The organism is Paenibacillus sp. 7541 (genome assembly GCF_002276395.1).
GTDB classification, from domain to species: Bacteria; Bacillota; Bacilli; order Paenibacillales; family Paenibacillaceae; genus Paenibacillus_AQ; species Paenibacillus_AQ campinasensis.
Window position 1 is genome coordinate 12,077 of the sequence record NZ_NQLZ01000015.1, and the last position, 14,753, is coordinate 26,829.

General features: G+C 53.2%; 10 protein-coding genes. 9 read left to right on the forward strand and 1 reads right to left on the reverse strand.

Annotated features, from left to right (window positions below; translation table 11 throughout):
• The first annotated feature begins 234 nt into the window (after positions 1-234).
• Both CHH75_RS09195 and CHH75_RS09200 read left to right on the forward strand, forming a co-directional pair.
• The gene (locus tag CHH75_RS09195) at positions 235-468 is read left to right on the forward strand and encodes a cobyric acid synthase (RefSeq protein ID WP_176475511.1); all 234 of its coding nucleotides are present in this window, start codon (positions 235-237) and stop codon (positions 466-468) included.
• 185 nt (positions 469-653) lie between these two features.
• A complete protein-coding gene (locus CHH75_RS09200) occupies positions 654-1,595 on the forward strand; it encodes a hypothetical protein (RefSeq protein ID WP_255223004.1) in 942 nt (313 codons plus the stop codon).
• A 136-nt stretch (positions 1,596-1,731) separates the two neighbouring features.
• Here CHH75_RS09200 and CHH75_RS09205 read toward each other — a convergent pair whose 3' ends face one another.
• A complete protein-coding gene (locus CHH75_RS09205; protein ID WP_095398022.1) occupies positions 1,732-3,747 on the reverse strand; it encodes a beta-galactosidase in 2,016 nt (671 codons plus the stop codon).
• Positions 3,748-4,749: 1,002 nt separating this feature from the next.
• Here CHH75_RS09205 and CHH75_RS09210 point away from each other — a divergent pair.
• The 7 genes from CHH75_RS09210 to CHH75_RS09240 all read left to right on the forward strand — a co-directional run bounded on the left by CHH75_RS09210 (position 4,750) and on the right by CHH75_RS09240 (position 14,752).
• Positions 4,750-6,996, forward strand: coding sequence for a hypothetical protein (locus CHH75_RS09210; protein ID WP_095398101.1), 2,247 nt, complete (start codon positions 4,750-4,752; stop codon positions 6,994-6,996).
• 72 nt (positions 6,997-7,068) lie between these two features.
• Positions 7,069-8,247, forward strand: a complete 1,179-nt coding sequence (locus CHH75_RS09215) for a HEAT repeat domain-containing protein (RefSeq protein WP_255223005.1) — start codon at positions 7,069-7,071, stop codon at positions 8,245-8,247.
• 22 nt (positions 8,248-8,269) lie between these two features.
• Entirely contained in the window at positions 8,270-9,658 is a 1,389-nt protein-coding gene (locus CHH75_RS09220; protein WP_176475512.1) for a glycosyltransferase family 2 protein, read from the forward strand.
• A gap of 63 nt (positions 9,659-9,721) precedes the next feature.
• On the forward strand, positions 9,722-10,516 hold the full coding sequence (locus CHH75_RS09225) for a response regulator transcription factor (protein WP_095398023.1): 795 nt from the start codon (positions 9,722-9,724) through the stop codon (positions 10,514-10,516).
• A gap of 77 nt (positions 10,517-10,593) precedes the next feature.
• Entirely contained in the window at positions 10,594-11,955 is a 1,362-nt protein-coding gene (locus CHH75_RS09230) for a nucleotide sugar dehydrogenase (RefSeq protein WP_095398024.1), read from the forward strand.
• A gap of 17 nt (positions 11,956-11,972) precedes the next feature.
• Complete coding sequence (locus CHH75_RS09235; RefSeq protein WP_095398025.1) at positions 11,973-12,881, forward strand: glycoside hydrolase family protein; 909 nt, start codon at positions 11,973-11,975, stop codon at positions 12,879-12,881.
• 398 nt (positions 12,882-13,279) lie between these two features.
• Entirely contained in the window at positions 13,280-14,752 is a 1,473-nt protein-coding gene (locus CHH75_RS09240; RefSeq protein WP_244908059.1) for a polysaccharide deacetylase family protein, read from the forward strand.
• Position 14,753 lies beyond the last annotated feature (1 nt).

Below are 14,753 nucleotides of genomic sequence, written 5' to 3' on the forward strand. Positions count from 1 at the left end.
CGCCAGTAAAGTCGCCCGAAATCTGCGATAACCGCATAAGGTGGTAAAAATCATCCGCCGTATTCATTCATTACTAATACAGTGAATACATGTATTTAAGGATACTATGCCGGTTACATTTGATTTCTTAGTATGTGACCTATATATAACGATAGATCTTTATTTCGCATAGAGGGAGTCTCCGACATTTCGTCATCACCTGAGGAACATGGCTGGCATGAGGAAGGCTGTGGTGTGCCAGGCGGACAAATATGGGGCACTTATCTGCATGGTTTGTTTGACAATGATCTGTTTCGCAGAGCCTGGTTGAACGGGATTCGCATGACCAAAGGCCTGCCCGCCGTTTCCGTTTCCTTCAACGCCAGGGAGCGCAAGCAGCAGGAGTTTGATCGTGTCGCCAACATCGTCCGCGAGCATCTGGATATGAACCGGATTTATGAGATTATCGGGATGAATAAAGCGACCTAACCTTTGAAGGATGCCGAAGAGCAACGCGCTTGGGCATTCTTTTTTGTTGCATTTATATGTGGAGAATGATAGTAAAACTTGTTTATATATAGGATAGGGGGGTATACTGTGTGATGTAAAAGTGCTATTTCGTAGCGAGATCAGGGCGATAACAGCACGAGAACAGTATTGATAGGGAGGTCGCAATGATAAAAAAATTAACGCTCATGGCAGTCGGTTTTTTACTTGTTTCTGGTTTGTTGACGGCATGCAAGGGGCCGGGCACGAGCGACGATCATGCCGAAGGGCATGTCGGATCCGATCAGGAAAATACGGCGGTCATATCACCAACGCATGACGATGAACATGAGGAAGGCTCGGCAGATCATAAGTCTGGCAGTCATGGAGACAACAGTCATGCCGGGCACGATAGCCACTCGGATATGCACAGCGCTGCGGGCGACAATTACACGGTGGATTTTTCGTTCAACGGGCCTGTCAGAGCAGCCGAGAATGCGGAGCTGACGCTGGAGGTAACTGACTCGGAGGGGAATCCGGTTCAAGATTTTGATATCAGTCATGAGAAACTGATGCATCTGATTGTAGTCAATGAGGACCTGTCGTTTTTTGAGCATATTCACCCTGATTATGAGGAGAACGGCAGATTTACGGTGACAACCGAATTTCCGTATGGAGGAAGGTACAAGCTGTTTGCCGATTTTGTACCGAAGGGCCAAGGTGGCATGACCGTCAGTGACTGGATGGAGGCGGATGGAGAAGTAGCGGAGCTGCAACCGCTAATGGCTGACGAAAGCCTGATCGCAGAGGTCGACGGCAAGGAAGTTGAGCTGACGCTCAGCAATACCCTCTCGAATGAGGAAGTAATTCTGACCTTTGATATCCGGGATGCGGCAACTAAGCAAGGAATCCAGGATCTGGAGCCGTATCTGGGCGCAATCGGGCATGTGGTCATCCTATCCGAAGATGCGGAGCATTATCTCCATGTGCATCCGCTTGACGGGCAGGACACCGGGCCTAAAGCCGAGTTCGTTACTTCGTTCCCAGAGAGCGGTGTTTATAAAATATGGGGGCAGTTTCAACATAATGGTGAAGTGTTCACCGTATCATTTGCAGTGGAAGTGCAGTAACGAATAGCAGCATCCGGAAATTATACAAAAGCCTCCCTCGTCTATGGCGTCACAGCCATGGACAGAGGGAGGCTTTTTGTACCGCAAGAAGCTCGCCCGCAAGAAGCTCGCCCGCCTGCCTATGCGTCAGCGGGCCCTATGCATGTTCACGCGGCAGCTCCAAGATCTCCACGCCATATGGCGGAAGGGTCAGCTCCCGCCCGCTAACCTCACCGGTCAGCAGGCTCGGATACGCTGCTTCAAGCTCGACAACAGCTTCCTCTCGGCTCAAATTGAGCACGAATAGATAGGATGCTTGTTCACCTGTACGCACGGTGAGCTGCACGCCTTCCGGGAGCTCCTTGTCGAAACAGCTGAGACCGGCGACCGAGGCGGCTTCACGGAGAAGCCGAATCAGGTATGCTTCCTCCGGCTGGGTTCCGGTATAATACACCGTTCCTTCTCCGAAGCGGTTGCGCGTAACTGCCGGAGTGCCGCAGTAAAAGTCATCGTTGTACCATGCAATCGGTTCAGCGGTCTGCGGCACGAGCAGATCATTCCACTGTGAGCAAGCATAAGAAGCATCACCGGTCGTGATGATATGGGCATCCTTGCCAATGGGGTCATACTCGGAGACGGTTACCCCGGCACAGCGCGAGAGGAGCGCAGGCAGCTGCTCCATATGACAAATATTGTTCATCTGCTTCACCCCGGATCGCGTGGTCAGAATGACGGTGCCGCCCGAAGCGGCGTAGGACTCCAGCCGCTCGGCCAAGGCTTCGTCCATCAAATAGAGATGAGGGGCAATGACAAGCTTGTAGCTGTCCAGCTGGGCATCGGTATGAATGACATCGACCCCGATGCCAAGCTTGGTTAGCGCCTTGTGCCACTGCTTTATATTTTCATAATAATCGAGCCCCTCGGACTGTTTCTGAATGCCCATGGAGAGCAGCTGGTCGCTTGCGTACAGTATGGCCGCCTCGCTCTGTACGGTGGTGCCTGACAGATTAGCCGCGGCCTTGTTGACCTCCTCACACAGCTGTGTGAACTCCTCGAAGCGACGTCCCGGCACGTTGCTGTGGTCGATCAGGCCATGCCAGTACTGTTCAGCCCCTTGAAGCGCGCTCCGCCAGCGGAAATGAACGACGGTGTCCGCGCCTCTGGCGATCGTCTGCCAGGCAAAAGCTCTAATAAAACCGGGCTGCGGCGTCCGCCACATCGGGAACCAGCAGCCGGGAGGTCCGCTCAGCTGCTCCATAATCCAGAAGCCCCGTTGTTTGATCCCGCGCGTCAAATCCAGGGACAGCGCGCCGCTATAAGGGCCAGTAGAGGTCTTGTCCGGCGATGTATTCGGATAATAATCGAAGGAAGCAAAGTCCAGCTCTTCGCCAATTTGATGCAGATCGAGCTTCTGCGGATAGCTGTGGAAGTTATGCGTGATGTAATGCTCCGGTGCAAGCTTCCGTATCAAAGCGATTTGCTCCTGTTGGAATTGGGCAGCCGAAGCCGACTGAAACCGGTAATAATCCAGCAGGTAAGACGGATTCTGGAATGGAGATCCGCCAAGCGGTGTCGTAATTTGAGTCCAGTCATTGAACTCGCCGCTCCATACGACCGTTCCCCAGGAACGGTTCACCTCGTCGAGTGTTTCATATTTCGCTTTCACCCACTCGCGAAAACGTTCATTACAGGCGGTGCAGTGGCATTCCAGCAGCCAGTATTCATTGTCGATCTGCCATCCCTCCACGGCCGGGTGGCCCGCATAATGTTCGGCAAGCCTGTGCACGATGCGGCTGGCATACGTGCGCATGGAAGGGCTGTTGAAGCAGCGGTGGCCGCGGACTCCCGCATGTACAGGCTGTCCGCTGGCGGTGATCGGCAGCACGTCCGGGCAGGAATCGGTTAACCACCGCGGAGGGGTGTTCGTGGGCGTGCCCAGGACTACCCCGATGTCGTGATGATGAAATAGATCTACGGCCTGGTCCAGCCAGGTGAAGTCAAATTGACCTTCGGCAGGCTCCAGACGGCTCCATGCAAATTCGGCTAATCGCACAATTTTGACACCTGTTCTCTTCATTAGAAGAGCATCTTCCTCCCACATTGACACATCCCAGTGCTCGGGATAATAATCTACACCCATTCGAAGACGGGACCAAGGTTGCAAATCCGGCATATGATCATAGCTCCTCTCGCGCTTTATTCGCGCCTGTTCTGTCTCTTTTATTGTATCGGAACGAAGCTTGTGGACCTAACAAGATTTTGTTGCTTAATAGCACAATATTGCGGTTTAGGATAAAAGGGGGACATCCTTTATCATCCTTGCGCTGGGGCTGCTCCTTCAAGAACAAGGAATGGGGCAGCCGTTTATGAAGGTTCGCCGTTATTTAACCCAGCCTCTAACTCCAGTGGTTGTTTATGTTATGTGAATAACAGGACCTGATGGTGGGATCAGGAAATGATTTTAATGAGAATCATAATTATAAAATGAATTTCAGGGTCTCCGTCGTAAGCAGTTTGCGCGGAAAATTATCATTTTTGTAACTAATTGAGACACCCATTTCATCACTGAAGAAACAGGTTCCTAAAAAAATAGGCGATACTTACCACTTGAACGCGAAGGTCGTTGTTTTAAAATAATACCCATCCCGGTACGGGACTCCCTTCTTATTTTGATCAAAAGGCGATTTGTGGAAACCCTATGCAGGACGCGGTTTTCCCTCGTTTCTCTGTATGACTTTGGTATCAATTTTGTAATATATATGGATAATGATGTAAAAACGACCGTAACTTTAGAAATTTTCTTGCGTTTAAATAATCGATTCGCTTCCGTCCGAGCGTGTTCATATGCAAGCTCGCAATACGGGCCGGCCCTTACATGTTCTGTCATCCATAGCCTTTTAAACTTACATAAGGGGCCAGCGCTACAGACGGCGTTAGAACGGTTTCAAGCGGACGAATACAGAAGAATAAGACGAGCAGACGCCTTTTATGAAAAAAGAGTGGAAAATTCCATATTCGATTCTTTATGACTATTATTGTCAAAATAAAAGTTGGTAAAGAAGGAATATGGCAACGGGACGATATCGGCTATAGAATGGCGATGTAGCTCAAACGTCGATTCAGCCGGTATGTGGCCATGAACATGTCACAGAAGGAGAAGGTGAAAGACGAGACGATGAGCAAACGTAAATGGATAGTCGCAGTATGCTTGCTTACGGTGATGCTTCTCTGCGGTGTCGCTGTAATATTCGGATGGATGCGTCCGTCATTGCCCGCTTATGCGGATGCAGATGGAGTCCAGATGAAGTTCAAAACCGAAGGCACAGAGTTTCAGGTGTATGACGAACATGGAAACTGGCAGACGATGTTTGCCAAGGGCGTCAACCTGGGAGCGACGGTACCGGGGCATTTTCCGGGCGAGATGCCAATTCGTGAGGAGGACTACCTGCGCTGGTTCCGGCAGATCGATGAGATGGGAGCGAATGTGATCCGAATTTACACGGTCCATAACCCGGTCTTCTACAAAGCGCTTGTGAAGTACAACCATGATAAGGGAGAAGACGCCCTCTATTTCATGCAGGGCATCTGGTCCCCGGAGGAGCAGCTGATTGAACGTCAGGATGCCTATGATCCGGAAATTGTCGAGATGTTCAAGCAGGAGATTGAAAAAGCAGTCGCAGCGGTATACGGGGACATCACATTGGAGGAGAAGAAGGGCAGCGCCAGCGGCAAATACACGGTAAACGCAGGCAAGTATTTAATGGCCTGGCATATCGGTACCGAATGGGACCCGGCGATGGTGGACAATACGAACCGGCTCCACGAGGATATGCCGCGTTATGAAGGGGCCTACTTCTCGGCCGTGGAAGGAGCAAGTCCGTTCGAAAGCTGGCTTGCCTCGATGCTGGACCACACCGCTGCCGCAGAGCGGAAGTACGGCTGGGAGCACCCGATAACGTTTACGAATTGGGTGACTACCGACGTGCTGGAGCATCCCGGAGAGCCGCTGTTTGAAGAGGACATGGTGTCCGTGGACGCCAGACATGTACAGCCGGTCGACTGGGAAGCAGGTTATTTTGCTTCTTATCACGTGTATCCGTACTATCCGGATTTCTTCCGGACAGATGAGACGCTTTGGACGATCCCGGATGACAAAGGGGGCTACAACACCTACAAAGCGTATCTTCGCAGACTGAAGGCCGAATTCACGGACATGCCGATTATGGTTACCGAGTACGGGGTCCCATCCTCCATCGGAATTTCCCATTATGGGCCGGGAGGACGCGACCAGGGCGGTCATGATGAAATCGAGCAGGGCAAGGTGAATGTATCCTTGACTGAAGACATATATGAGGAAGGTTATTCCGGAGCCATCCTGTTCATGTGGCAGGACGAATGGTTCAAAAAAACATGGAATACGATGCCGTTTGAAATTCCCGATGACCGGCGTCCATTCTGGCTCAATGTGCTCACCAATGAAAAGATGTTCGGCCTGCTGGCCATGCAGTCCGGCAAGGATGGGGACATCGTCATTGACGGTGATTTGTCCGACTGGGACCAGCTTCCCGAGGAGGAGGTGCAGCTATGGGGCGGAGAGGCGCCAGGCATTCGCAGCATGCGCCTCACCCATGACGAAGCTTACCTGTATATCGGCATGGAGCTGGAGCAGCCCTTTGATCCGCAGCGGTCCAGATTATTCATCGGTGCCGACACCATTGAGGGCGGGGACGTGCCTGAGAAGGAGCTGGGCGGAATCCGGATGGACGGCGGAGGCCTCGAGGCTTTGATCCAGCTTGGCAAGGACAGCGAGTCCCAGGTTGCGATTGCTCCATCCTATGATTTTCACCAGCGTCTGTATGGCAAGGAAGGATACTGGATGCTGCCGGAAGATCCGGCAGAAGGGTCCAAGGACGACCCGAAGGTGCCGGGCGGAAGCTTCCATTCCTGGAAGCTGGCGATCAGCCTGCTGATGAATCCGCCGGATACCCGCTTCTCCCATCCCTTCCTGGATGAAACCGTAGGCCTGCTCAAGCGGGGCATCAGCGATCCCGGCTCGCCGGAATTCAATTCGCTTACGACGTGGCAGTATGAGGGAAATACCGTGGAAATGCGGATCCCTTGGATGCTCTTGGGCTTTGGCGATCCAAGCTCGCTGCAGGTCATTGACTACAGTCCGCTTGGGGACAACCGGGAATTCACCACCACAACCGCGGAGGGCGTACGGCTGATTCCGTGGATTGCAGAGAGAGCCGCCGATCCGGCGGGCGAAGAGGTGCCGGACATCCCGTCAGATGCCGAAAGCACCATAAATTTACAGCATATTCCACTGTACACATGGGAGCCTTGGGAAACGGTTGGATATCAAGAGCGGCTTAAGAAAAGTTATTACGAGATGCAGGAGCTGTTCCAGCGGCTGCCTTAACGCCTATACCTAACGCTGCACCTAGATCCTATCAAAAGGAGGAAGCATCCGGATATGTTTTCAAATATAGCCTTGGCTTATGGATTTATCTATATCTGTCTGGCGATGATCACAGCAGGCATTATTCTGTTGTTCTGCATGAAAATCAAGCATAATGCAGCCCTTCGCAAAATAGAGGCATACACGGCGAAGCATCGCGACTATTTCGTATACGTGCAGATGCATCTGCACGATGATGTCAAACTGCAGCTCCCCCCCGGCAGGCTGGACCGCATCGAGGCCGACGTCATCCAGGCCAAGCTGATGGAGTGGATTGAGCAACTGAAAGGGGAAGCAAGAGAGAAGCTGCTGCTGTTGTGCCGGGAAGCCGGTTTTGTTGAGCGGGACATTCGCAGCCTGTCCAGCTTCCGGAAGGGCAAGCGGATTGAGGCGGCCTACCGTCTTGGCGGGATGCGGGCATCGGAGGCGGTGCCGCAGCTGCTCAAGCTGCTCGCCCGCACGAACTATGGCCCGCTGGCGATCATCATCGCCAGGGCGATTGCGAAGAGCGCCGATCAGCCGGAGCAGATTCGGGACATGCTGCTGCAGCTGCTGGCCAGCGGCAAGCCGATTCACGCGCTGGCGGCTGACATATTGCTGGAGACGAGGCTGGATTCGGCAAGTCTGCTGCGGCGCTTCCTTGACGACCCAGAACCAGGGCTGGTCAAGGTGGCGCTGGTGGCGATGTGGGGGCAGGCGGTGCCAAGCGCCGTCCCTACCCTGGATCGGCTCGTCGGATCGAGCGAGAAGGATGTGCGGGCCGAGGCGGTCAAGCTGTACCTTAGCTCGAATCCGGTGCTCAAGGATGCGACGATTGCCCAATTGATGAACGATCATGAATGGGAGGTTCGGGCCGCTTGCGCGCAAGCGCTTGGCCGTCTCCATGCGGCAGGCAGCATTCCGCTGCTGGCAGAGGCGCTGAAGGACGACAATTGGCATGTGCGCAACTATAGCGCAGAGAGTCTGGCCCTTCTCGGTGAGCAGGGATTTGAGACATTATGCCAGGCGGCCCTTCACGGTACGGGCCCGGCGAGGGAGACTGCCCTGTACCGGATCGAACGGATCATGGCGAAGGAAGGGAACCATGAGGAAGTGGAGCAGATGGTGGATTTCAACAAGAAAAAGCTGCTGTATGACCGCTATTTCGGCGGGGCGAAGCCGAGCAAGCGCATCGGCAAAATGGCAGGGGTAGGAGGCGATTACACTGCTTAGGGACATCCTGCTCGTTTATGGCATGACGGCAATTTATTACGTCATGATCGTTAGTGCACTTTATTTTGTAATTATGATGCTATCTTTCAGAAATATTTGGAACATTTCCAGACGTGCTGCCTATTCGGCATACAACACATTATCCGGCTCCGAGCTCGTTCCGTCGGTGTCGCTGCTGGTGCCAGCCTACAACGAGGAGCTGACGATCACCGAGAACGTGCGGTGTCTGATGACACTCAATTATCCGAATTACGAGGTCATTGTCATCAATGACGGCTCTTCTGATGACACGCTGGACGTGTTGTTGAAGGAATATGAGCTAGAGGCTATTCCGAACCCTGAAATCCGGGGGCGTCTGGATACGCAGAGAATTCGCGGCGTTTACCATAATCCGCAGTATCCGCATCTGTATGTGATTGACAAGGAAAACGGCGGCAAGGCCGATTCGCTGAACGCCGGCATTAATCTGTCGCGCTATCCGCTCATCTCGTCGATTGACGCCGATTCTTTGCTGGAGAAGGATGCTTTGATCCGGATGGCGAGAATGTACATGGAAAATCCGGAGGAGACGGTGGCGATCGGAGGAGACGTTCGGATTGCCAACGGCTGCATCATTGAGAACGGAGCGGTCAAGGAAGTTTCGCTTCCCCGCAAGATGTGGCCCATGTTCCAGTCCATTGAGTATTTGAAAGCTTTTCTGGGCGGCCGCATCGGCTGGAGCCATATCAACGGTCTCATCATCGTCTCGGGAGCGTTCGGCATGTTCCGCAAGGATTATGTCATTGCCGTTGGCGGCTACCGTGGCGGATATCCGGGTGAGGATATGAACATTATCATCAAGCTTCACCGCTATATGCTGAAGAATAAAATTCCGTATCGTGTAGCCTTCTGTCCGGAAGCGGTGTGCTGGACACAGGCGCCAGACTCGTATCATATTCTCTCGAACCAGCGCAAACGCTGGGGCCGGGGAAACCTGAAGAACATGATCGAGAATCGCGACATGCTCTTCAACCCGAGATACAAGGTGATGGGCTGGCTTACGATGCCTTACAACGTCATTTTTGAAGCGCTGAACCCTTACTTCAGAATTACGGGCCTGCTGGCTCTGCTTGGATATGTGTTGATGGATATGACCAACTGGCATGTGCTGCTTGTATTCGGACTTGTCAATTTCCTGGGCGGCTACCTGCTCAGCATCGGGGCGCTGCTGCTGGAGGAGATGGCGTTCAGACGGTACAACAAGCTGTCAGATCTGGTGAAAATGCTGCTGTTCTCGGCGCTCAAGTTTGTGGGATACCACCAGCTGGGCGTGCTGTGGAGAGTGCAGGGCCATATTCAATATTTGCAGAACAACAACACATGGGGCACGATGACCCGGCAGAGCTGGAAAGAGAAGTCCAAGACAGCTTAGACCGCAGCCAGGCCCGGTTCAATAAGATATACATTCAATAATTAAAGAGAGGTGGAGTGGATCATGTCTCAAGCTACATTGCAGCGTGTACAGTCAACAGATTTATACGACGAGCTGGAACAAGAAGCTCGCCAGCATCGAGGCAGCGGTTTTGCGCTGATGTTTCTGTACAGCGCCGACCGTCTGAGCGAGATGAAGGATGCTGTCCGCGGTTATGTGGAGCAGCTGTCCGCATCAGGCGCACAAGTTCGGGAGGATGCGGCAATGCGGACGCTGGCGGTGACGCTGCCGGGCTATTCTCTGGATGCTGCCCATTATGAGGCGCTTCTGCTGAAGCAGCTGCTGGAGGAGCAGAGGTTGGGCGAGCCTCGGATTACGCTTGCTGCCCTGACAGAACCGCCAGCTTCGTCTGTGATCAAACAGATGGCGGAAGCGACTCGCCTGAGCACCAGCTCGGATATTTATATTTATACAGAGCAGGAATCTGAAAGGGGCCGCGGCCGGATATTGATCGTCGATCAGGATGCGGCCGTGCGCGATTTTCTGCATATTCGGCTGGCGATGCAAGGATATGAAACGCTGCAGGCTGCAGATGGCCTGGAGGCGCTTGACCTGATCGTGAAGTGGGAGCCGGATCTGATGATTACGGAGCTGAACCTGCACGGGATCGACGGGCTGCCGTTCATTCATCATATCCAGCAGCTTGCGGTGAAGCATCCGCCCAAAATTGTGGTGCTGACCGAAAAACGGGTGGAGCAGACGATAAGCCAGTGCTTTGAAAGCGGCGTGGACGATTACGTAACGAAGCCGTTCTCGCCCGTCGAGCTGGACGCCCGCATCCGCCGCTGCTTGCAATAAATCGATAAGAAGCTTGTTGTCGCTGATGCTGGAGCTGGAGCAACAGACTATACACATCCAATGGAGGTTGAGTGCTTGTGAATGAGGAATACAAAACGTTATTGAACGCAATTGAAAGCAAAAAGGCTGTTTTGGGTGTCGTTGGCTTGGGGTATGTCGGGCTGCCGCTGGCCGTAGAGATGGTGAAGCAAGGATTTACCGTGGTGGGCATTGATCTGGACGCGGATAAAATCGAACGTATTTACCGTGGCGAATCCTATATCACCGATATTTCATCCGAAGAGCTTGCCGCCTGCATCGATACCGGACGTTTCAAGCCGACGACCGATTACAGCATGCTCGCGGTCATTGATGCGGTCAGCATTTGTGTTCCTACTCCGCTGAGCGAGAATCAGGACCCGGATACCTCTTACATTACGATGGTGGTGGACCAGCTGAAGCGGTTCATGAAGCGGGGAGCGCTGATCACACTCGAGAGCACGACCTATCCGGGCACAACCGAGGAGCTGATTCAGGGCGAGATGGAAAGGCTTGGATACAAGGTTGGCCAAGACTTCTTCCTGTGCTTTTCGCCGGAGCGTGTCGACCCGTCCAACAGCCGGTTTAATACGCGGAACACGCCGAAGGTGATCGGCGGAACGACCGAAGCATGCCTGAAGCTGGGCGAGGCGCTGTACAGCCAATATGTGGAGACGGTGGTGCCGGTGAGCAGTCCGAAGGTTGCGGAAATGTCCAAGCTGCTGGAGAACACGTTCCGCAGTGTCAACATCGCCTTTGTGAATGAAATGGCGATGATGTGCGACCGCATGGGGATTGACGTGTGGGAGGTGATCAACGCAGCGGCGACGAAGCCGTTCGGATTCATGCCGTTCTATCCGGGACCGGGCATTGGTGGCCACTGCATTCCGCTTGATCCAATGTATCTGTCCTGGAAGGCGAAGGGCTATCGCTTCTACAGCAAATTTATCGAGCTGGCCCAGTCGACGAATGACAACATGCCTTATTATGTCATCAATAAAACAGCCACCATTCTGAATGAATACGCCAAATCGGTCAAACGATCCAAAATTTTGCTGCTCGGCATGGCGTACAAGCCGGATATCAGCGATCTGCGGGAATCACCGGGGCTTGAGGTCTATGAACTGTTCAAGGAGAACGGAGCTGCGGTGGATTATTATGATCCTTACGCGACCTCCTTTATGAACAAGCAAGGGGAGACGGTCCGCAGCATTGAATACGATCTGTCGGCATTCAGCCGGTATGATTGCATGGTGCTTATCACCAACCACAGCCGATTTGATTATGGCACCATCGCTTCCCTTGGGGTTCCGATCCTGGATACGCGGAATGCGTTTAAAGCACATGCCAAGCCGCATATTTATAAAATCGGTCATTCCGTCCAGCACATCCCTGAGCCTGGCGAGGCGGTATTAGCCTAAAAGAATGGAGGCGAGGAATGAAGAACGTATCGGCAAGGGCAAGGTTGTTCATCTTGGCAGGGCTCACCGGACTTTTGCTGCTCGTCCTTCTTCCTCTTCTTCTCCCTTCGCCTTCGGTGAATGAGAACAAAGCGACCTGGGTGTGGGAAGCGAAGCTGATCCGCAGCCAAGCCGAGGAGATCGTCTCCTTCAGTATGAATGAAGGGATCACGACGATCTTTCTGCAAATTCAGCAGGAAGTCCGGGATGAGGACTATCGCCGTTTCAATGCGCTTGCGCATCAGGCTGGCATTGAGGTTCATGCGCTGGACGGGCATCCCGAATGGGCCTATTCGCAGGGACTTGATGAGGGGATGAAGCTGCTCTCCTGGCTGGAGCGATTTCACGCGGCATCCCGGCAGGAGGAACGGTTTGACGGCATTCAGTTTGATGTGGAGCCCTATGTGAGAGAGCGATGGGAGCAGGAGCAGCAGCAGGTCGTCGCGGAATGGAGCATCAATATGTCGGCATGGGCAAGGGAAGTGTCCCGGCAAGGGCTATATATCAGCGCCGCGGTTCCATTCTGGCTCGATAGGATTCCTGGCCCGTCCGGTTCCGGATCGTTCAGCCGCTGGATCATATCCAGAATGGATGCCATTGCCGTCATGGCCTACCGTGACGATGGGGAGCTGATGTACGAACTGTCCCGCCAGGAGCTTGAACAGGCGGATGAGCTTGGCAAGCAGGTATGGATTGGCATGGAGCTCGGCAACACGGACGAGGGCGACCATCTGACCTTCTATTCCAAAAGCGAGCAGGCGATGGAGGAGGAAGCACAGCGGGCGGCAACGCTCGGCAGCGGGCATCCGTCGTTCGCCGGTCTGGCCGTTCATCACTATCAGGCGTGGATGGATCGAAGGATGTCCATGGCGGAAGAAGAACGTTGATGTCAGTTGTGGACCCTTTGCTGCACCGTACTGAACATCACAAGCATACAAGAAATGTACATTGTTCATAAAAAAAACATAAAAGGCCGAAGACTGGCTCTTACCGAGCTGGTTTTCGGCCTTTTTTTGCGTGTTCACGGGCTTTTTCGCGCATGGGCATGAAATGAAAATGAGCACCTTTATCATTTCTGCATCAATGACCCCTGACAGCATGCTGTCAGGCTGTATAGGAATTGTAGAGAAGCCGGTCGTATACTATGAGTCGCTATGTCAAACTTCCTAGGCTGGAAAGGCGGCTCCGGTTACATTGACAGCATAGCAGGTGATTCTTTGGCGGTATATTCCATTTCTGAAATAAGTCAAAAGACGTGGTTATTGGTTGAGAGAGAGGCGTGGAAATGAAAGTTAAAGTAAAAGAGACAATGTTTTCAGGATTCCGGTTTTTAATATTGCTAACCATTATTCCGGTGTTTGGAGGATGCAGTCTGCTGGGCCATCCATCAGGCACGATCAAGGGCGAGGTCAAAGCGCCGGCCCCGGCAGTGGAACGGTATGAAGGGGATAAGAGCAGGGAAATTTCCTATGTGTACACCGCCCGAAAGGAGCTGTCCCTTACCTTTAATGGCATGGGGGACCAGAAGACGATGACAGCGCTGTTGGATGAGCTGGATGCACACGGGGTGAAGGCGACGTTCTTTCTCCCGGGCGTCAGGGTCGCGGAGGAGCCGGATATCGCCAAGGAGATTGCGGCCCGCGGGCATGAAATTGAGAATAATACGCTGAATCAGCTCGATATGAGCACGCTTGATTATGACGGCATATATAAGGAGATCCAGCTGGCTAACGAGGTCATTGAGCGCGAGACGGGCGTGAAGCCCCGCTATGTTCGCACACGATCTGGAGACTACCCAGAGGACGTTCCGCTAGCGGCTGCACATCTGGGAATGAAGGCTGTGGTCAGCTATAAAATTAATCCGCGGGACCGTGACATGCAAAGCGCAGAGGAGATCGGGGAATATGTCGCCCGGTATATGACCCGGGGCGGTATTATTTCCATGAACACGGACATCAATCCGGAAGTTGTGGCCGCGGTGAAGTATATTGCTCAGGCAGCGGAAGACATCGGATACCGGCTGATCACACTGGATGAGCTGGTTGAGAATGGCGGCGAACGCAAGCCGCTTGCATCCATTCCGGGTTATGATGCGGCCAAGATCAACCCGGACTATCACGATGCTGCTTATGAGCTGGTGTATAAAGCGAGAACGGACCGCAAAGAAGTCGCGCTTACGTTTGATGATTTCGGAAGCGACAAGACGGTAACGCAGATTCTGGATATTTTGGAGGAGCATGATGTACAGGTAACCTTCTTCCTTCGGGCAAAAGGGGTGGAGGACAATCCGAACCTGGCCCGGGCGATGCTGGAGGGCGGCCATGATGTAGCCAACCATACCTACAGTCACCCTGTTGTCACAACGCTGACTCCCGAGGAACTGCAGGAGGATGTGGTCAAGGCCCATCAAGTCATCACCGAAGCGATACAGGAGCAGCCGGTCATGCTGTTTCGGCCGCCAACCGGCGTGGTCGATGATTTGCGTGCCAAGGCCATTGCGGCAACCGGCTATCCGATCATGGCCATGTATGACGTGACTACGCTTGACTGGGATACGAGCAATACAGCGGATGACATCGTGAACGGCATTATGACCAAGACGGAAGAGGGAAGCGTCATTCTGCTGCATATGCTGGATGGCCTTCATACGATTGAAGCGCTGCCGCGCGTGCTGACAGGACTGAAGGATAAGGGATATACCTTTGTGAAAATGGCGGATATGATCGAGCATCAGAGCGGTGCCAGGGAAAGGAATTAGG

What these genes read in the sequence shown, in the direction of transcription:
- CHH75_RS09200 (WP_255223004.1), top strand. Translation starts at nt 654, where the DNA reads ATGATAAAAAAATTAACGCTCATGGCAGTCGGTTTTTTACTTGTTTCT.
- CHH75_RS09205 (WP_095398022.1), bottom strand. Translation starts at nt 3,747, where the DNA reads ATGCCGGATTTGCAACCTTGGTCCCGTCTTCGAATGGGTGTAGATTAT.
- CHH75_RS09210 (WP_095398101.1), top strand. Translation starts at nt 4,750, where the DNA reads ATGAGCAAACGTAAATGGATAGTCGCAGTATGCTTGCTTACGGTGATG.
- CHH75_RS09220 (WP_176475512.1), top strand. Translation starts at nt 8,270, where the DNA reads ATGACGGCAATTTATTACGTCATGATCGTTAGTGCACTTTATTTTGTA.
- CHH75_RS09225 (WP_095398023.1), top strand. Translation starts at nt 9,722, where the DNA reads ATGTCTCAAGCTACATTGCAGCGTGTACAGTCAACAGATTTATACGAC.
- CHH75_RS09235 (WP_095398025.1), top strand. Translation starts at nt 11,973, where the DNA reads ATGAAGAACGTATCGGCAAGGGCAAGGTTGTTCATCTTGGCAGGGCTC.
- CHH75_RS09240 (WP_244908059.1), top strand. Translation starts at nt 13,280, where the DNA reads ATGAAAGTTAAAGTAAAAGAGACAATGTTTTCAGGATTCCGGTTTTTA.